General features: G+C 76.6%; 13 protein-coding genes. 9 read left to right on the top strand and 4 right to left on the bottom strand.

Annotation, left to right across the window (positions count from 1 at the left end):
* Nucleotide 1 precedes the first annotated feature (1 nt).
* The 3 genes from OG550_RS05935 to OG550_RS05925 all read left to right on the top strand — a co-directional run bounded on the left by OG550_RS05935 (nt 2) and on the right by OG550_RS05925 (nt 2,584).
* Nucleotides 2–1,300, top strand: a complete 1,299-nt coding sequence (locus OG550_RS05935) for an MFS transporter (protein ID WP_327675286.1) — start codon at nt 2–4, stop codon at nt 1,298–1,300.
* A 104-nt stretch (nt 1,301–1,404) separates the two neighbouring features.
* A complete protein-coding gene (gene ddaH / locus OG550_RS05930; RefSeq protein ID WP_327675284.1) occupies nt 1,405–2,211 on the top strand; it encodes a dimethylargininase in 807 nt (268 codons plus the stop codon).
* 163 nt (nt 2,212–2,374) lie between these two features.
* Nucleotides 2,375–2,584, top strand: a complete 210-nt coding sequence (locus tag OG550_RS05925; RefSeq protein WP_327675282.1) for a hypothetical protein — start codon at nt 2,375–2,377, stop codon at nt 2,582–2,584.
* Nucleotides 2,585–2,726: 142 nt separating this feature from the next.
* Here OG550_RS05925 and OG550_RS05920 read toward each other — a convergent pair whose 3' ends face one another.
* A complete protein-coding gene (locus OG550_RS05920; protein ID WP_327675280.1) occupies nt 2,727–5,945 on the bottom strand; it encodes an AfsR/SARP family transcriptional regulator in 3,219 nt (1,072 codons plus the stop codon).
* A 425-nt stretch (nt 5,946–6,370) separates the two neighbouring features.
* Here OG550_RS05920 and OG550_RS05915 point away from each other — a divergent pair, with 425 nt between their 5' ends.
* Nucleotides 6,371–7,396 carry a hypothetical protein gene (locus tag OG550_RS05915; RefSeq protein ID WP_327675278.1) on the top strand — a complete coding sequence of 342 codons (1,026 nt, stop codon included), beginning with the start codon at nt 6,371–6,373 and terminating at the stop codon, nt 7,394–7,396.
* Nucleotides 7,397–7,434: 38 nt separating this feature from the next.
* On the opposite strand, the gene OG550_RS05910 is transcribed toward OG550_RS05915, so the two are convergent.
* Together OG550_RS05910 and OG550_RS05905 are read right to left on the bottom strand one after the other, a co-directional pair.
* Entirely contained in the window at nt 7,435–7,917 is a 483-nt protein-coding gene (locus tag OG550_RS05910; protein WP_327675276.1) for a hypothetical protein, read from the bottom strand.
* A complete protein-coding gene (locus OG550_RS05905; RefSeq protein ID WP_327675274.1) occupies nt 7,914–10,361 on the bottom strand; it encodes a tetratricopeptide repeat protein in 2,448 nt (815 codons plus the stop codon). Before OG550_RS05905 ends, OG550_RS05910 begins: the two co-directional genes overlap by 4 nt.
* A gap of 241 nt (nt 10,362–10,602) precedes the next feature.
* Here OG550_RS05905 and OG550_RS05900 point away from each other — a divergent pair, with 241 nt between their 5' ends.
* The 4 genes from OG550_RS05900 to OG550_RS05885 all read left to right on the top strand — a co-directional run bounded on the left by OG550_RS05900 (nt 10,603) and on the right by OG550_RS05885 (nt 13,260).
* Nucleotides 10,603–10,824: a hypothetical protein gene (locus OG550_RS05900; protein WP_327675272.1), complete on the top strand. Its 222-nt coding sequence runs from the start codon at nt 10,603–10,605 to the stop codon at nt 10,822–10,824.
* 159 nt (nt 10,825–10,983) lie between these two features.
* Complete coding sequence (locus OG550_RS05895) at nt 10,984–11,814, top strand: class I SAM-dependent methyltransferase (RefSeq protein WP_327675270.1); 831 nt, start codon at nt 10,984–10,986, stop codon at nt 11,812–11,814.
* 133 nt (nt 11,815–11,947) lie between these two features.
* A complete protein-coding gene (locus tag OG550_RS05890) occupies nt 11,948–12,874 on the top strand; it encodes an S-methyl-5'-thioadenosine phosphorylase (RefSeq protein WP_327675268.1) in 927 nt (308 codons plus the stop codon).
* Between the two features lie 38 nt (nt 12,875–12,912).
* Nucleotides 12,913–13,260: a hypothetical protein gene (locus OG550_RS05885; protein ID WP_327675266.1), complete on the top strand. Its 348-nt coding sequence runs from the start codon at nt 12,913–12,915 to the stop codon at nt 13,258–13,260.
* A 15-nt stretch (nt 13,261–13,275) separates the two neighbouring features.
* Here the strand turns inward: OG550_RS05885 and OG550_RS05880 are convergent, their stop codons facing one another.
* Nucleotides 13,276–17,718: a CHAT domain-containing protein gene (locus OG550_RS05880; protein ID WP_327675264.1), complete on the bottom strand. Its 4,443-nt coding sequence runs from the start codon at nt 17,716–17,718 to the stop codon at nt 13,276–13,278.
* A 90-nt stretch (nt 17,719–17,808) separates the two neighbouring features.
* Between OG550_RS05880 and OG550_RS05875 the strand changes: the two genes are divergently transcribed.
* Nucleotides 17,809–18,213, top strand: coding sequence for a hypothetical protein (locus OG550_RS05875; RefSeq protein ID WP_327675261.1), 405 nt, complete (start codon nt 17,809–17,811; stop codon nt 18,211–18,213).
* Nucleotides 18,214–18,219: the final 6 nt, after the last annotated feature.

The raw sequence follows: 18,219 nt of genomic DNA, 5'->3' as shown, positions 1-18,219 counted from the left end.
CATGACCACTGTCTCCGCCCCGCCGCCGCCCGTGGCGGACCAGCCGGACAAGGGACGCAGGAACCGCTGGGGCCTCTGGGCGCAGGGCGACTTCCGCAAGCTCTGGATCGGTGAGACGACCAGCGGGCTCGGCACCGCCGTCGGCAACGTCGCCCTCGCCCTGGTGGCCGTCGTCACCCTCGACGCCTCGCCGTTCATGGTCGGCGTGCTGACCGCCTCCGCCTGGGTGCCGTGGCTCTTCCTCGGCCTGCTGGCCGGGGCCTGGGTGGACCGCTGGCCCCGGCTCAAGGTGATGCTGGCCTGCGACCTGCTGCTGCTGGTGCTGTTCGCCAGCGTGCCGGTGGCCGGCTGGTTCGACGTCCTGACCATGGGCCAGCTGGTGGCGGTCGCGCTGCTGGCCGGCGCGGTCAAGGTGTTCTTCTCCACCGCGTACGGAGCCGTGCTGCCCGCCCTGGTCGCCAAGGACGACCTGCTGGAGGCCAACGTCAAGCTGCGCTCCGGGGACTCGGCGGCGGAGATCGCCGGGCCCGGCCTGGCCGGCCTGCTCTCCCAGGTGTTCGGAGCGGCCAGCGGGCTGCTCGCCGACTCGGTCACCTACCTGGTGTCGGCGCTCTGCGTGGGCACCATCCGGGTCGAGGAGACCCCGCCGCCGGTCTCCGAGCGGCGCGGCATCCTGAAGGAGATCGGCGAGGGCGTCCGCTTCCTGGCGGGCGACCCGTACCTGCGGACGCTGGCGGTCTTCGGCGCCGTCGGCAACCTCGGGCTGAACGGCATCCAGGCGGTGCAGACGGTCTTCCTGGTCCGCAGCGTGGGGGTGACGCCCGGCGGGATCGGCCTGGTCTTCGCGGTGGTGTCGGTCGGCGGCCTGGCCGGTGCGGCGCTGGCGGGCCGGATCGCCCGGCGGTTCGGCACGGCGCGCGGGCTGCTGCTCTGCGAGCTGGTCGCCGCGCCGTTCATCCTGCTGCTGCCGCTGGCCGGTGAGCAGCTGCCGCTGGCGGCGAGTGCCGTCGCCTGGTCGGTCGCGGTCTGCGGCGTGATCGCCGGGAACGTCATCGCCGGGAGCTTCTACCAGTCGTACTGCCCGCCGGCGATGATCGGCCGGATCCGGGCCAGCGCCTCGACCGTCAACTTCAGCGCCATCCCGGTGGGCGCCCTGCTCGGCGGCTGGCTGGGCGAGGTGCTCGGCGCCCGCACCACCATCTGGATCATGGCGGGCGTGCTGCTGTCGGCCGGTGCGGTGCTGCTGGCCAGCCCGTTGCGCGGCCTGCGGAGCTTCCCCGAGCGGCCGGCCTCCTCCTGACCCGGTCCCGGCCCCGGTCCCGGTCCTGATCCCGCCCCCCGGCTCGTCGCCGCCCGTCGCCCCTCCCTCCCTCACCTCCCTCCCTCACCTCCCGGAGCCCCGCCATGACCCGCACCGCCCGCCCGCGCCGCTACCTGATGTGCCGTCCGACCCACTTCGAGGTCAGCTACACGATCAACCCCTGGATGGACCCGGCCAAGCCGGTCGACACCGGCCTCGCCGTCGCCCAGTGGGAGCGGCTGTACGAGCTCTACCTGGAACTCGGCCACCGCGTCGACCTGATCGACCCGCTGCCCGGCCTGCCCGACATGGTGTACGCGGCGAACGGTGCGACCGTCGTCGACGGCCGGGTGCTCGGCGCGCGGTTCCGCAACGCCGAGCGAGCCGCCGAGGGGCCGGCCTACCTGGAGTGGTTCCGCGCCAACGGCTTCACCACGCACGACCCGGAGCACGTCAACGAGGGTGAGGGCGACCTCCTGCTGACGGGCGGCCACCTGCTGGCCGGGCGGGGCTTCCGCAGCGTCTCGGCCGGCCACGCCGAGGCGCAGGAGTTCCTCGGCCGGCCGGTGATCGGCCTGGACCTCGTCGACCCGCGCTTCTACCACCTCGACACCGCGCTGAGCGTGCTCGACGGCGACGAGGTCATGTACTACCCGGGCGCGTTCTCGGCGGGCAGCCGGGCGGTGCTGCGGAGGCTGTTCCCGGACGCGGTGCTGGTGGAGGAGGCGGACGCGGAGGTGTTCGGGCTGAACGCGATGAGCGACGGCCTGAACGTGGTGCTGCCGGAGGCCGCGACCGGGGTCGCCGACCGGCTGCGGGAGCGCGGCTTCCGGCCGATCGGCATGGACCTCTCGGAGCTGTTCAAGGGCGGCGGCAGCGTGAAGTGCTGCACGCTGGAGATCCGCCCGTAGCGGGGCGGCCCCGCCCGGGCGGGGGCGTTCGACACCCGGATCAACGGCGGCGATCGACGCACGGTGCTCGTGCGTCGATCTGCCGTTGAACGCGCCTTGCCATGCTGATCCCATCAGCCCGGAAAACGCCTTCCCACCAGGGAAGACACCCCAGGGAGCAGTCATGGCGAAGCGTTCGAACCTCCGTCCCACCCGGATCCGCCTGGCCGCCGCGGGCCTCGGCCTGGCGATCGCCCTCGGTGCGGCCGGTACGGCGATGGCCGACGGTGCGGCCGGTGCGGGCCAGGGCGGGGTGGTCACCACCACCCCGACCCCGACCCCCACCCCGACCCCGACCGGCGGTCACGGCGACTGGAACAGCACCGGCTCCTGAGCCCGGCGCAGGGCCCACTCCGGCCCGCCCCCGTCATGCAGAACCGTTTCTGCACAGCCACAGCCACAGCCACAGCCACAGCCCCGCCCCCGGCCCCACGGATCCGCGACCCGCGGAACCGCCGCCCCGCCGGCCGCCCGGCTCACGGATCCACCAGGGCGAACGCCGGCTCCGCGAGCAGCCGCGCCACCTCGGCGGCCTCCGGCAGCCCCAGGCGGCCGAAGATCTCGAACGCCTGCCGGAGCCTGGCGCCCGCCTCGGCCCCGCGTCCGAGGTCCGCCAGCGAGCGGCCCAGCACCACCAGCGCCTGCGCCTGGTCGCGTTCCGCCCCCAGCTCCTCGCAGAGCGCCAGCGCCTGCCCGGCGTGCTCCAGCGCCTCGTCGGTCCGGCCGAGCGAGCGCAGACTGTCCGCCAGCCGGTAGCGCGCGTGCGCCGCCCGGTCCCGCAGACCGGCCCCGACCGCCACCGTCAGGCACTCGCCGAACCAGGTGACCGCCTCCTCGTGCCGCCCCAGCGCGTGCAGCGCCAGCCCCAGCACGTACAGGGTGTACGCCCGCCCCGGGTCGTCCTGCCGGGTGCGCAGCTCGGCCAGCGCCTCGTGGCAGATCGCCACCGCCTCGTCCGCCCGACCGCTGCGGACCCGCGCCAGCGCGGCGTTCACCGTGGTCACCAGCGCGCCGGAGCGGTGCCCCAGCTCGTTGGCCAGCAGCAGCGCCTCGTCGTAGTGGTCGACCGCCTCGTCGTAGCGGCTGAGGAACTGGCAGATCAGCCCCAGGTCGTTGAGCGCCTGGCGGAGGATCACCGTGTCCCCGGCGGCCCGCGCCGCGTCGGAGGCCTGCCGGGCCGCCGCCTCGGCCGCGTCCAGCCGGGTCGCGGCGAGGGCGACGTTGCCGCGCAGGAAGTGCGCCCGCCCCTCGGCCCGGACGTCCCGGTGCCGCGCCGCCGCCTCGGCCAGCGCGTCGGCGGTGGCGGCCAGCTGACGGCTCGGCGGGGTCAGTACGAACGGGGTGAGCGCGATCAGCAGGTCGATCGCGGCCCGCAGCGCCGCCCCGTCCGCCCCCTCCGGCACATCCGCCCCGCCCGCCCCGCCCGTCCCGCCGCCACCCGCCGCACCGTGACCCGGTGCGGCGGCCGCCGACGTGGAGGCCCCCGTGGTGGTGGCCCCCGCGAGGGTGGCCTCCGCCGAAGCCCCCGCGTGCGCCGCGACCTGGGCCGCCAGCGCCACCGCACCCGCCCGCTCCGCCGCCGCCCACTCCCGGGCCGCGTCCCGCCCGGTCAGCGGGACCCCGGGGGAGCGGGCCGGACCGAGCGCGCCCGCGGCGGGATCGCCCGGCACGGCGTGCTGGAACGCCGTGCACGCGGTGGCCAGCAGGTGGTCCAGCAGGCGGTCCCGGGCGGCCACCGCCTCCCCGTGGTCCCCGTCCGGCTGCGCGCCCTCCGCCGGCCGCCGCCGGGCGAACGCCCGCAGCAGGTCGTGGTAGCGGTACCGGCCGGGGAACGGCGACTCCACCATCGCCACGTCCACCAGCGCCTCCAGCAGGTCCTCGGCGTCGTACTCGTCGAGGTCCAGCAGCGCGGCGGCCGCGGCCAGGCCGATGTCCGGCCCGTCCACCGAGGCGACCAGCCGGAACGCCCGGGACTGGTCGGCGGTCAGCTGGCGGTAGCTCAGTTCGAAGGCCGCCGCGACCGCGAGGTCCCCGATCCGCAGCTCGTCGATCCGCCGCCGCTCCACCTGGAGGCGGCGGCTGAGCGTCCCCACCGTCCAGCCGGGCCGGGCGGCCAGCCGGGCGGCCACGATCCGGACCGCGAGCGGCAGGTGCCCGCAGGCCACCACCAGCTCCCGCGCCGCCTCCGGTTCGGCGGCCAGCCGCTCGGCGCCGATGGTGCGGCCGAGCAGGTCCAGCGCCTCCGCGGGCTGGAACACGTCCAGGTCGACCTGGACGGTGGCGGGCAGCCCGGCCGGCCGGGTGCGCCCGGTGGTGAGCACCGCGCAGCCGACCGCGCCGGGCAGCAGCGGCCGGATCTGCGCGGCGTCCTTGGCGTTGTCCAGGACCAGCAGCAGCCGCCGCCCGTCCACCACCGAGCGGAACAGCGCCGACCGCGCGTCCAGTCCGTCCGGGACGACGTCGGCCGCCACGCCGAGCGCCACCAGGAACCCGCTGAGCACCGCCTCCGGATCGGCCGGGACGGGGTCCGAGCCGCGCAGGTCCACGTACAGCTGGCCGTCCGGGTAGGCGTCCCGGACGCGGTGCGCGACGTGCAGCGCCAGCGCGGTCTTGCCGACCCCGCCCATGCCGACCACGGTCGCGATCACCAGGGCCTGCGCGGAGGGCGCCCCGAGCGCCCCGTCCAGCACCCGGACCGGCGCCGTCCGACCGGTGAAGTCGGCGGCGTCCGGCGGCAGCTGCGCCGGGCGCGGTGGTGCGGCGGCCGGACGGGCCGTCCCGCGCTCCTCGCCGGGCTCCTCCCGGCCGTCCGCCTCCGCCCCGGCGGCCTCGGGGCCGCCGCCCGCCGCCGCGGGTACGGCGGCCACCGGCTCCGGCGCGGCGGGGGCGGCCAGTGCCGGGTCCCCCTCCAGGATCCGCCGGTGCAGCTGGTCCAGCTCGGTGCCCGGCCCGACGCCCAGCTCCGCGAGGAACAGCTGCCGCACGCCCCGGAACACCGCGAGTGCGTCCGCCTGCCGCCCGGCCTGGTAGAGGGCGCGCATCAGCAGCCCGTACGCCCGCTCGTGCAGCGGGTGTTCGGTGGTGAGCGCGGTCAGCTCCGGGATGCAGCGCGAGTAGCGGCCGAGCGCGAGGTCGAGGCCGATCCGCTCCTCCAGGAGGGTCAGCCGCAGCTCCTCCAGCCGCTGCCGGTGCCGCTCCGCGAACGGTCCGGGGATGCCGGCGAGCGGCTCGCCCTGCCACAGTTCCAGCGCCTGGTTGAGCAGGTCGCGGGCGCGCAGCGGATCCGCCCGGGCCGTCCGCTCGGCCTCGGCGGCCAGCGACTCGGCCTCGGCGGTGTCCACCGCGAGTTTGGGCAGGACGAGGCGGTAGCCGTCGCCCATCGACACCAGGAGGCTCGGCGCCTTGTCGTCACTGCTGCCGGTGCCGGTGCCTGTTCCGCCGGCGGTGCCTGTTCCGCCGGTCGTCCCGCCGGTCGTCGCGCCGCCCTCCACGGCGCCGTCCAGGATCTTCCGCCACCGCCACGCGTAGGTGCGGACGGTGGTCATCGCCGCGTTCGGCGGCTCCTCTCCCCAGAGCGCCGCGATCAGGTCGGTGGCGCTCGCCGAATGGCCCGGCCGCAACAGGAGGACGGCCAGCATCGCCTGCTGCTGCGGACTGCCCACCTTCAGCGCCGTCGCGCCGCGGTGCGCCCGCATCAGACCGAGTAACGAAAAACGGAGATCGCCCAATCCTGCCCCCAGCTGCCCCAGGACAGTGCCCGCCCCGCTCGTGCACATGTCAGACTTTGTGTCACCTATAAATCACAGTGCGCCGCCCGGTGTCGAGGGTCCGTTGAGCCTGCGGTGACCAGGCGTTGAACGCCGCCCTGCAGGATGGACCGTGCCGGGGACCACCGGAGACGGTCCGGTCCGCCCCCACCCCAGCCCTGCACCCCGGGCACAGGGAAACCCCCTGCTTCCCGAACTCCCCTACCCCCCAAGGCCGCTGCCGCCGCGGGCCGGTCCACCCCGCGCCTGCCTCCGCCCGGACGGCCGGGAACCCCCTGCGCTCCGGCCACGCCCGCCCCGCCGTCGGCCGCCGGTGACGCCGGGCCACGACCATACCTTCGGAGGCGGACGCCGTGAACACCGCTCTGCTGTACCACCTGCTCGACGTCGACCCGGCCGACGGGCCGGCCGCACTGCTCCACCGCTCCCGCACCAGCCGTCACCTGCCCGCCCTCGTGCTCTCCGCGCTCGCCGGCGACGACGTCCGGATGGGCGCGCCGGCCCGCGCCGAACTCCGCCGCGCCCGCGACCGGGCCGACCGCTACACCCGCCTCGCCGGCGACCTCGCCCGCTCCACCGGCGTCCGGGCCCTGCGCGGCCTCCCGCTCGCCGGCTACTACCCGGCCGGGCTGCTCCGGCCGCTGGACACCCTCGACCTGGTGGCCCCCGGCGAGGCCGCCCTCTGGCAGGCCGTCGTCCGCCTGGTCACCGACCAGCCCGTGGAGCACATCGAGGTCGCACTGCTCGGCGACCGCCCGCACCACACCGCCGTCACCGTCCACTGGCCGGCCGAGGACCCGCTCGTCGACCCCTGGTACCGGGTCCGCCTCACCACCGCCGCCCTCGACGGGGACGGCGCGGGGGTCCCCGTCCGCCCCTACCTGGTCGCCGACGACCACGTCGAGTGCCTCATCGCCCTCGCCGAGGAGGGCCTCCGCCGCCCCTTCCGCCCGGCCGACGTCCTCGACGTCGCCGCCCTCGACCGGCAGCCCTTCGAAGCCGCCGAGACCGCCGCCGTCATCGCCGCCTACCGGCTCGCCCCCGAGGCCGTCGCCCTCCTCGACCGCGCCGCCGCCCACCTCGCGCTCGGCCCGCTCGCCCCGGTCCGCGCCGCCCTCGAAGCGGAACTCGCCCCCGAGCACCGGCGCCGCGGCGAAGCCGCCGCCACGCCCCGGCTCCCCGCCCGCCACGGCACCCTGCTGCGCCGCGCGGTCATCCGCCACGACTGGGACGAGGCCCGGCTGGTCCCCGCCCCCGACGGCCGGCTCCTGCTCACCCCCGTCGCCGACTACCTCCTCACCCCGGCCCCGGACACCGCCACCCCGGCCGAACGCGCGGCGGCCCTCCGGGCCCTCCACGACTGGGACGCCCTCTGTTGACCTTCAGGCCCCGACCGGCCGGGCCTGAAGGGAACGCCCTACTCCTCCACCGGCTCGGCATCGCGCAGGTCCTCGAAGCGCACCGGCCGCAGCCCGTCGAACACCACGGCCGCCCCGTACGGGTCGCAGACCGGCAGGGCGCCCTCGGTGAACCGCAGCTGCCACCCGTCGAGGTGGAAGTCGATCTGCGGGGCGCCCAGCGGGAGCTCCGCGTCGGAGCCCGCGAGGTGGCGCCCCGCCTCCTCCGCCGTCAGCCCGAGCACCTCCGGCTCCGCCGCCAGCACCCGCCGCACCAGCCCGAGCGCCGCCCCGACGAAGCGGTCCACGTCCGCCACCACCTCGCCGAGCAGCGACAGGTCGAGCCGCTCCGGCTCCTCGCCCGCCTCCAGCAGGACGTTGACCTCCACCGGTGCCCCGTACAGCCCGGACCGCGGCGGCTCCGCCACGCCCCAGACCCGCAGCCCGCCCGGCCCCTCCGCCACCGGCACCAGCCCGTCGAACCCCGCGTCCTCCACCGTCACGCCCCTCCACCGTCCCCTTCGCCGTCCGCCGGCCCTGCCCCGTCCCGCTCCAGGACCTTCACCGCCTCGTCCTCCGCCCCGGCCCGCCGGTACGCCTCCGCCGCCGCCTCCCGCACCGCCCGCACGTCCCGGTCCGGCCGCCCCGACGCCGTCAGCGTCAACGCCAGCTCGCCCAGCGCCTGACCGTGCCGGTAGTCGTCCCCCAGCGCGTCGAACATGGCCGCGGCCCGCTCACCGGCCTCCACCGCGGCCCGGAGTTCTCCGCGGACGCGCAGCGACGTGCCGAGGTTGTTCCACCCCACGGCCTCCTTGTGCCGGTCGTTGAGGTCCTGGTAGGTGGCGAGCGCGGTGCGGTGGGCGGCCTCCGCCTCCTCGTGGCGGCCCATCCCGTGGAGGGTGATCCCGAGGTTGGTCCAGGTCACGGCCTCGCTGTGCCGGTGGTCGAGCTCCTGGTAGGCGGTGAGCGCGGTGCGGTGGGCGGCCTCCGCCTCCTCGTGGCGGCCCGTCTCCTGGAGGGTGATCCCGATGTTGGTCCACACCGGGGCCTCGCCCTGCCGGTAGCCGAGCTCCTGGTAGGTGGCGAGCGCGGTGCGGTGGGTGCGCTCCGCCTCGCTGTACCGGAGCGACTCCTGGTACGCGATCCCGAGGTTGGTCCGTGCGTTGGCCAGGTGGTGCGGCGTGCCGGACGCCGCCGCCGCGTCGCGGGCGAGGGCCGAGAGGCCGACGTGGTCCCCGAGGTGGCGGCGGAAGGACTGGAAGGCGCCGAGGTACGGGACGATCACCATGACGGTGTCCGGACGGCCCGTGGAGTGCGCGGCGTGGACGGCAGCGACCAGGTTGGAGTACTCGGAGTCGAGCCACCGCAGGGCCGGGGTGCGGCCGCCGAAGGTGGCGCGGTTCCCATCGGACCCCAGCACCAGGTGGACGTTCGCGTCCCTGACGGCGGATTCGTAGTGGTCGAGGAGGCGCCGCAGGGCCCGGTCGTTCACCGCCGGGTGGCCCGCCGCCCGCTCGGTGGCGTACGCGCGGACGAGGTCGTGCATGCTCCAGCGGCCGGTCTCCCGGTCCTGGCGGACCAGGCTGGCCTTCTGCAGGGCGGCCAGCCGTGCGCGGACGTCCTTGGGCTTCCCGAGTCCGCTGTAGGCGACGACGGTGTCGGTGGAGAGGTCCGGCCCCGGGTTGACGGAGAGCAGGCGGAACAGCTCCTCCTGCGGGGTCGTCAGGCGCCGGACCGAGCGTTCCAGGACGGCGCGGACGGCGCGCGTGCCGTCGTCCAGCAGGTCGAGGCGGTCGTCCGGGTCCTCCAGGTCGTCCGCGAGCCGGGCGGGTGTCAGGCTCCGGTCGGCGACGAGCTGGGCGGCGGCGATCCGCAGCGCGAGGGGCAGGCGCCCGCAGAGTTCGCCGATGCGGCGGGCGCCGTCGGGGTCGGCGGTGACGCGGGTGTCCCTGGGGAGCGCCGTGCGCACCGCGAGGTCGAGGACGGCGGCGGACTCCTCGGGGGCGAGGACGTCGAGGTCGACGAGGCGGGCACCGACGGCGGAGAGGTCGTCGCGGGAGGTGACCAGCAGGCGGTGGGGGCCGTCGCCGGGGAGGAGCCGTTCGATCTGGTCGGTGTGGGAGGCGTTGTCGGCGACGATCAGGAGCCGTTCGCCGCGCCGGGCGCGGAGGGCGAGCTGGGACCGGTAGAGGGCGGCGCGCTGGTCGTGGTCGGGCGGGATCAGGGCCGGGTCGAGCCCGAGCAGGCGCAGGACCTTGTCGAGGGCCTGGCCCGCGTCGACGGGGGTCTCGTCGTACCCGAGCAGGTCGAGGAGGACGCCGTCGGTGAAGTCGCCCCGCCCGATCGCCGCGTGGCCGGCCGCCAGGGCGAGGGTGGTCTTGCCGATGCCGCCCATCCCGCGCACCGCGGCCACCACGACGGCGGATCCGGCGGCGGGACCTCCACCGGCCGGCCCGTCCGCAGCGGGCCCCTCGCCGGCCGGCCCGATGAGGGCGAGGAGCCCGTCGAGGTCCTGCTCCCGGCCGGTGAAGCCGGCGGGTACGGCGGGCAGCGGCGCGAGCGCGGGCAGCTCCGGCAGGGGCGGGGCGGGGGTGCGGCTCTCCCGCCCGCTGCGGTCGAACGCCTCCACCTGGTTCACGAGCCCCGTGTAGGCGCTCTTCCACACGGCCGGGTCGGTGCGGCCGGGCGGCAGGATCCGGGTGCTGGCCGCGTCGTAGGTGCCGCAGGCGTGGACGAAGGCGGAGACGAGGTCCCAGTCGTGCACCCGGAAGACTCCGGCGCGGCCCCGCAGGAGCTCGCTGATGCCGCTCCTGGTGAGCCTGCCGCTCGGGTCGGCGTCGATGAGCTGGGGGCCGTCCGGGTTGCCGGCGTCCCGGCGCAGCTGGTCGAGCCGCTCCGCGAACTCCCGCAGGACCCGCTGCGATTCCCGGTTCTCCCCTGTGGCCACGCTTCGTCCCCCACCACTGCCCGTGCCGTTGCCCTCCGCCGGTCCGCGATCGTCCGTGGGCGTCCGTGATCGTCCGCCGGCAGGCCTCTCAGGGTAGTGCCCCACCGGCGCGGACGGCGGGCGGATCCGGGACGGTCCGGGACCGTCCGTGATTCCGTCCGCCTGCCGCTCCGCCCGGAATCGTTGCTGCTCAAGCCGGCCGGCCGACCGCATCCACGACATCCAGACCGGGGAGGACCCGATGTCCCGCAAGCACGCCGCCGCCCCTGAGCCGGGCGCCGCGCCCACCGCCACCGAGCAGGCCTCCGCTCCCGGGCGGGCTCCCGCTCCCGACCGGACCTCCGCCCCCGGGCCGACCGCCGGGCGCGGCCTCGGGGCCGAGGCGGCGAAGGGCGCCGCCGCCGGTGCCGCCCGTGCCCTCGCCGACCGGCTCCTCGGGCGGCTCCTCGACCACCTCCTCTGAGCTCGGCACGGCGCGGCACGACACGGCGCGGCGGCGAACCGGCCGCCGCGCCCTCGCCCTCGTCTTCGCCCTCGCCCTCGTCCTCGAAGGGGAGTTGACGGACCGCCGCCGAGAAAGCGCCCCTTGACCGGACACCAAACTTAGGTAAGGCTAACCTTCATGCCCAAGGACTCTCCGGCGCACGGCCTTTCGGGCGTGGCCAGTACGCTGCTCACCCCGCTCTACGGTCGCGCGCACGCCGACCGGCTGCTCCCCGGCACCGACTTCCGGGACCCGCTGGCGGCCGCCGTGCTCGAACGGACCGGGTTCCGGGCCGAGGAGGTGCTGACCGACCGCTCCAACGCCGTCGGCGCGATCCACCGCGCGATCGTCTTCGACGCCCTGGTGCGCAGGTTCGCCCGGCTCCACCCCGACGGCGCCGTCGTCTCCGTCGGCATCGGCCTCTGCACCCGGGACGCCCGCCTCGCGGACGCCGTGTCCGAGGGCGTGCGGTGGATCGGCGTCGACGTGCCGGAGGTCGCCGAACTGCGGCGGCGGCTGCTGCCGGACAGCGCCGTCCGGCTGCACGCGGCGTCGATCACCGACCCGGACTGGACCGAGGCCCTGGCGGGCGAGGAGGGCCCGGCCCTGGTGGTCGCGGAGGGCGTGCTCATGTACCTCTCCGACGCCGAGGTGTCCGGCTTCCTCGCCGACGTCCACCGGAGACTCGGGCCCGGCACCGGCCTGCTGGCCGACTTCTTCCACCCCTGGGTGGCCCGCAGCGGCCTCCACCCGATCTCCCGGGCCACCGGAGCCCGGTTCCGCTCGGGTGCGCGCGGCGCCGCCGGGCTCGCCGCGGCCTCGCCGGGCTGGAAGGCCGTCGCCGAGCACCCGGTCATGGAGCGGATCGGCCCCGCCCAGCGCATCGCCGCAGCCGTGCTGCGCGTTCCGATGCTCGGACACCGGCCCTACGCCGTGGCCGAGTTGACCGCGGGCGGCGCACCCCGCTGACGGCGCGGAGCCGTGCCCGCCGCCGACCCGCCCGCAGGGCGGGCCCGGCCGCCGGACGGCATCCCCCGCCGCGGCCCCACAGTCCTCGTAGGGTGGTCGGAGCAGGACCGACCACCCTATGAGAGGTGCCCGCATGCCGACGCCCCGGCCCGCATCCGCCCCGGCCCCGCGCACGTCCGCCCCGGCCCCGCAGGCATCCGCCCCGGCCCCGCACGCGGAACTCGGCGTGATCGGCGGCTCCGGCCTGTACGCGTTGCTCGACGACGTCACCGAGGTCACCGTCACGACGCCGTACGGGCCGCCCAGCGACTCCCTGTTCGTCGGCGAGGTCGCCGGGCGGCGGGTGGCCTTCCTGCCCAGGCACGGGCGCGGGCACGACATCCCGCCGCACCGCATCGACTACCGGGCGAACCTCTGGGCCCTGCACTCCCTGGGCGTCCGCCAGGTGCTCGGCCCCTGCGCGGTCGGCGGCCTGCGCCCCGAGTACGGGCCGGGCACCCTGATCGTGCCGGACCAGTTCGTCGACCGCACCTCGGGCCGGGAGCAGACCTTCTACGACGGCGTCCCGCTCCCCGACGGCTCCGTCCCGGGCGTGGTGCACGCCCCGATGGCGGACCCGTACTGCCCGGCCGGCCGCGGCGCCGTCCTGTCGGCGGCCCGCGCCGCCGCCTGGGAGCCGGTGGACGGCGGCACCCTCGTGGTGATCGAGGGGCCGCGCTTCTCCACCCGCGCCGAGTCCCGCTGGTTCACCGCCAACGGCTGGTCCGCGGTCGGCATGACCGGCCACCCGGAGGCCGTCCTGGCCCGTGAACTCGCCCTCTGCTACACCTCCCTGAACCTGGTCACCGACCTGGACGCAGGCGTGGAGAGCGGCGCCGGGGTGACCCACGCCGAGGTGCTGGAGGTCTTCTCCCGCAACGTCGACCGGTTGCGCACCGTCCTCTTCAAGGCCCTCGAAGCCCTCCCGGCCGAGCGCACCTGCCCCTGCTCCCGCGCGCTCGACGGCTTCACCCCCGGCCTCCCCGGCGTCCCGGGCCTCCCCGGCGTCCCGGGCGACTGACCCGCCGGGGCCCTGGCCGGTGACGGGGGTGCCCCGCCGTGCAGACCCGCCCCATGGAGCACGTCACCGCCGACCCCGACAGCCTCGAAGGAGTCGTGGCACTGCCGGACGACGCGGGGACGCGCGGGGTCCTGCACCGCAGGCGACTGGACCTGCGCGCCGTCCGCCGACTCGTCAGGGACGCTGCCACGCCGCCCCTCATCCGGGGCGACACGGGCGGGATCGGCCCCCGTGCCACGGTGGACGGCGACCGCCCGGCACTCCGGGCACCGATCGGGAACGCGTACGCGGGGCCCGGCGGCGATCCCTCCCTCGGACGTCACCCGGCCCATGGGTTCCGCGCCGGGCCGGGCCGCCGCCTGCGCTACGGCGAGGACCACTGCTGAGGGCCCCGGCCGGGGTCAGGCGCCCGCGTGGACGTAGGCGGCCCAGACGTGCGGGCGGCCGGGTATCCGGGCGCGGAGTTCGCGGACGGTGTGGTGCAGGGCGAGCGCACTCGCCGCGCCGTCCCCGTCGGTCACCCGGCGGTAGAACGCGCGGGTGACCGCGTCGGCGTGGGTGCTGTCGATCTCCCAGAGGGTGCCGACCGCCTCGGGGAAGCCGGCGACCAGGAAGGCGCTGGTGATGTGGATGGCCTCGTCGCTGAGCCGGTCCGGTGTGCGCGCCGTGCCGCAGGCCGTGAGGAAGGCGAGCCGTGCGGCCCGCGGCCGGGCCCGGCAGATCTCCAGGACGGAGAGCCGCTCGCCGCTGGGCAGGTGGAGCAGGGCGCCCGACGGTTCGTCCGGGTCGGTGGCCGCGTGGCAGCCGAAGTGCACCCAGGGGGTGCCGCCGAGCGCGCGGAGCACGGCGTCGCGGGTCGCCGAGGCACCGATCAGCGGTGCGGGGGCCCGGAGCAGTCCGGCGGCGTAGTGGGCCGCTGCCGCGACGCCGGGCATGTCGTCCTCGGGTGCGGCGACCATCAGCGCGGCGGTGCCGTCGGCGGCCCGGTCGCCGGTCTCCCGGTGGGCGGCCCTGGAGCGCGCGTGGGCCAGGGTCTGGAACCCCGGGACGTACGAGGACACGACGGCGTCGAGCGCCGCACCGCAGCCGCCCTCGCCGCAGTCGGGCAGGGTGCACTCGGCGGCGTGCAGCGGCAGGGCGTGGAAGGCCCCGGTGGGGATCCACCAGATCCGCGGCCAGGGACCCCCGGAGCCGGGCACGGGCCCGGCGGCCCCCAGGAGGTCGAGGACGGGGCGGACGATCCGGTGCCAGGTCCAGGACAGGGTGTGGCGGGCGGTGGCCCCGGCGGCGACCAGGGCGGCGGGGGAGGGCCGGGCGGCGCCCTGGCCGTTGATGGCGTCGACGGCCGCGCTCAGCCGCTGGGCCGCGTCGGCGAGTTCGGCGGTCCCGGGGGCGAGGGGCAGTGAGGTGATCGACCGGCCGGTGACCACCAGGGCGTGGCAGTAGTGCGGGCCCTGGTTGAGCAGGACGACCGGCCCGTCGGCGGCGAGGGCGCGCAGCCGGTCGCCGTCGAGGGGGCGGAGGAAGTCGTGGAACCCCGGCAGGGCGCGGATCCGGCCGATCAGTTCGTCGAGGTCGCGCGAGGCGTGGAGCCCGGCGAGCCTGGTCCGCTCGGGGACGGCGCCGGTCGCGGTGGCGGCCGGGTCGGCGAGCAGCTCGGTGAGGCGTTCGAACTCGTGCGCCTGCGCCGGGTGGGCGGCCCGGAGTGCGCCGAGGTCGGCGCGGGCCTCGATCCGCCGGGACAGCAGCAGCCCGCGGCCGCGTTCCAGCAGTTCGACGGTCCGGTCGACGTCCGGGCCGCGCACGATGCCGATGCCGGAGGCGTGGAACGCCCCCGCCGAGACCTCCGCCCCCGTCCCCGTGCCGGTCCCGGTCCTCGTGCCCGTCCCCGTCCCGTTCTCCTCCGCTCCGTCTTCCGTCCCTTCCTCCGCTCCCCCTTCCTCCCGGCCGACGCCGAGCCCCGCCAGTCGCGCGCGCACCTCGCGGACGGTGATCGTCATGAGGAGCAGCTCGGCGATGCCCCGCAGGTCCCCGTCGAACGACACCAGCCCGTGCTCGGCGGACCGCTGGTCACTGCCCCGGTCGGTGACCTGCGGCAGCAGTTCGACGGCCGCTTCGAGGTGCCCGAGGGCCGCCGCGACGCCCGGCCCCGACCGCCGCAGGGCACCGGCCGCGTTCCCGATCTCCCGGTGCGCCCGCATCCACGCCGAGGCGGTGAAGAGGTCCGCGACCGGTGCGGCGGAGTCGCCCAGCAGGCTGCTCATCACCCGTCGCGCCAGGGCCTCGACGGGGTCGGTGGGCTCCTCCCCGGGGTCGCCCGGCGCGGTCGTAAGGTCGATGGAGCGCATCGGGGTGCCGTTCAGGGCGTCGGTGGCGACGGTGAGGGAGTGACGCATCAGCTCGCCCCAGCCCGCGGGGGTCTCCGGTGCGACGGCGTCGACGACGCGCCCGGCCTCGTCGATGAGGCGCCGTGCCTCCTCGGGGTCGTCGACCCGGATCTTCAGGACCCGCTGGACGAGGATGTTGGCGAGCGTCATCGCGGTGCTCGGCCGGCGGGGGTGGCCGGGCGGGCAGGCGGCGAACGTCGCCCGGCACCGTTCGAGGTGCTCGTCGGTGATGACCCTGACGGGCCCGCCGCCCGGGCCGATGGCGTCGAGCAGGTTGAGGTAGTCGTCGCCCATCAGGTCGAGCCCGAGGCGCGGGTCCGCCCCCCGGCCGTCGGCCCCGGCGCCGAGTTCCCGGAGGCGCAGGGCCACCTGGCGGGCCCGGAGCAGCTGGTCGGGGTCGTGGCCGAGCACGTAGTTCTGCAGGGCGCTGTGGAGTTCGGTGTGGGCGGACAGGACCTCCTGCTCGGGACCGGTGGGCAGCAGCGGGTCCGCGGGGCCGGCCGCCGCCTCGGCGAGGACCGCGGCGGCCTCGCGCGCGGCCTCCGGGTCGAGGCGGAAGGCCGAGAGGAAGGTGAGTGCCCGGGCCAGGATGTCGTCGATGCCCGCGGAGTTCTCGGGGCTGTGTGTGCGGGCGTAGCGGAGCAGCGTCACCACCTCGTCGAACGCGCCGATGTCCCGGGAGTCGGTGGCCTCGGCCGACAGGGCGATGCCGAGGATCGCGGCGATGTAGCTCCGCAGGTCCGTCTCCTCCTCGGGGAGGTCGGCCAGGATCCCGCGGAGTGCCTCGATCTGCCGGTCGTCGAGCCTGTCGTTCCCCGCACCACCCGCGCCCGCACCGTCCGTGCCCTCGACGCCGGGCCGGTCGGGTGCGTCGAGGCCCAGGCTGCCGAACCGGGCCAGCAGGGTGGCCATCCGGGCCGTCTCCGGGTCCTCGAAGCCGCCGTCCGGGTCGCCTGCGACCGCGGTGACCGCGGCGAGGGCCAGGGCCGCGTGGAAGTGGCCCCCGCTCAGCAGGCCGCTCAGTGAGAGGCCGGGCGGGGCGGAGGCGACCGCCTCCCTGGCCAGCGCCCGGGCCTCGGCCTCCAGCCGGGCGGCCCGGGCCGGGTCGGATCCGCGCAGGTCGTCGGCCCGCACACCGGCGAGGGAGGCCAGCACGGCGACGTAGGCGTAGCGCCGCGGCTCCTCCGCCGGGACCACCGCGAGCGCGGCGCGGAACCGGGTGATCTGCTCGTCGGAGACCGTGAAGCCGTCGAACGTGGTGGTGAGGGCGAGGACCTCCAGTTCGATGTCGGGCGGCGCTCCCAGGTGCTCGTTCAGTTCCCTCAGACGTTCGACGAGGTCGGCCGCCGCGTCCGGATCGACCGCCGGGTCCGGACCGGTCGCTCCGGTCACCCCGCTCCCGTCACCGCCGTCACCCCCGCCACCGCCGTCGGTGCCGCCGCCCCCGTCGGCACGCTCCCGGACGAGCGCCCGCTGCGCCTCGGCCAGGGCGGCGGCGATGACGGGATGCGCGGGGTGCCCGGCCGGGGTGGCGGCGAGGGCCGCGTCCAGCCGCCGCACGGCGCAGGCGATCCGGGCCGCGTCGTGCTCCCGGACGCCGGCGTCGGCGAGGGTCAGGCCGATCCGCATCTCGAACTGCCCCGGCCAGGCCGTCGAGTCGGCCTCCAGGGCGCGCACCATGTGCAGGGTCTGCAGGGCCTCCGGCGGGACGGTGCCGGCCGGGGCGGCCGCGATCAGCCGGTCGACCTCGGCGAACGGGGGATCGCCGAGCATCCGGGCCGCGTCGAGGACCGTCCCCAGGGCTAGCGCGGCCGCCCCGGCGGCGGCCTCGTCCAGGTCGGCGGGGGAGACGGCGGACAGCACCTCGCTCGCCACCCGGCCGTGGTGGGCCGCGGCGGCCAGCGCGTCCGGGTCGGCGGCGAGCTGGAAGCGCGCCAGTTCGAACCTGAGCGCCTGCAGGCTCAGCTCCACGTCGCTGTCCGGGCCCTGCGGGAGCAGGCTCCGGGCGTGCGCGGACCAGGCGAGCGCGCTCCCCAGCGCCGTCAGCCGGTCCGGCCCGGTGGTGTCGGGCGCTTCGAGCAGCTCGGCGTGGGCCGCGCCGGCGAGGTGGGCGAAACGCGCGTCGTGGAGCGGGTCGGCGGGGTCGAACGACTCCCCGAGCTGCGGCGGGAGCACCACGTGCGCGGGGACGCGCGGCTGCAGGAAGCCGAAGGTGGCGCCGATGAGGAGCACGTTGGCGGCGGCTTCCGGGTCGTCGGGGCCCTCGTGCCGGAGGAAGAACGTCCAGAAGACCGCGAGGACCATGTCGAGGTCGACGAGCCCCTCCGGAGAGGGTGCGGCCTCGGCCAGGAGTGCGAACGCCTCGTCCGCCGCCCCGGGCGCCCGCAACGGCGCGCTGTCACGAGCACTGTGAGCCGCCAACAACCGTGCCTGCACCCGCTCGTGAAGGTCCGTCACCCGAACAGACTATCCTGGCGTATCGTCGGCACGCGGTGCATCGGCGGGAACGGCCGGTGGGACCGGCGGCGGGGACCGGGAGGAGCGGTCATGGGATCAGGGGGCAAGGAGCGGCGGCTCTTCGAGGACGCCGTCGAGTACCTGTGCCGCAACGCCGAGGCGCTGCGCGAGCTGGTCGGCCCGGCGCACTGGGACGCGCCCTTCGCCCGCGTCCGGGACGGCGACCCGGCCACCGGCGCGTGGCGCGACGCCGTACGGGACCTCCACGAGGCGGCCGAGGACGCCGGGATCCCCGGCGGGATCGGGCTGCGCACCACGATGGGCGCCGTCGGCGACTGGCCGGGCGGGCCGGTGCCGCGCTCGGTGGGCTGGATCTGCCCCACGGGCCGGTGCGCCCGGGTCGACCTGCCGGACGACGCCGCCGCCCCGCCCGGGGACGCGTCCGGCGCCCGGCTCTGCGCGCTGAGCGGCGGACCCCTGCGGCGGGTGGACTGAGACGCG

The sequence above is a fragment of the Kitasatospora sp. NBC_00458 genome, from assembly GCF_036013975.1.
Taxonomy (GTDB): Bacteria; Actinomycetota; Actinomycetes; order Streptomycetales; family Streptomycetaceae; genus Kitasatospora.
The sequence above is the reverse complement of the archived record's forward strand: the minus strand, read 5'-3'. Positions and strand labels throughout refer to the sequence as shown.

Coding starts and splice junctions, on each gene's coding strand:
- OG550_RS05935 (WP_327675286.1), top strand. CDS start 2: ATGACCACTGTCTCCGCCCCGCCGCCGCCCGTGGCGGACCAGCCGGAC.
- OG550_RS05875 (WP_327675261.1), top strand. CDS start 17,809: ATGGGATCAGGGGGCAAGGAGCGGCGGCTCTTCGAGGACGCCGTCGAG.
- OG550_RS05890 (WP_327675268.1), top strand. CDS start 11,948: ATGCCGACGCCCCGGCCCGCATCCGCCCCGGCCCCGCGCACGTCCGCC.
- OG550_RS05895 (WP_327675270.1), top strand. CDS start 10,984: ATGCCCAAGGACTCTCCGGCGCACGGCCTTTCGGGCGTGGCCAGTACG.
- OG550_RS05920 (WP_327675280.1), bottom strand. CDS start 5,945: ATGCGGGCGCACCGCGGCGCGACGGCGCTGAAGGTGGGCAGTCCGCAG.
- ddaH (WP_327675284.1), top strand. CDS start 1,405: ATGACCCGCACCGCCCGCCCGCGCCGCTACCTGATGTGCCGTCCGACC.
- OG550_RS05925 (WP_327675282.1), top strand. CDS start 2,375: ATGGCGAAGCGTTCGAACCTCCGTCCCACCCGGATCCGCCTGGCCGCC.
- OG550_RS05900 (WP_327675272.1), top strand. CDS start 10,603: ATGTCCCGCAAGCACGCCGCCGCCCCTGAGCCGGGCGCCGCGCCCACC.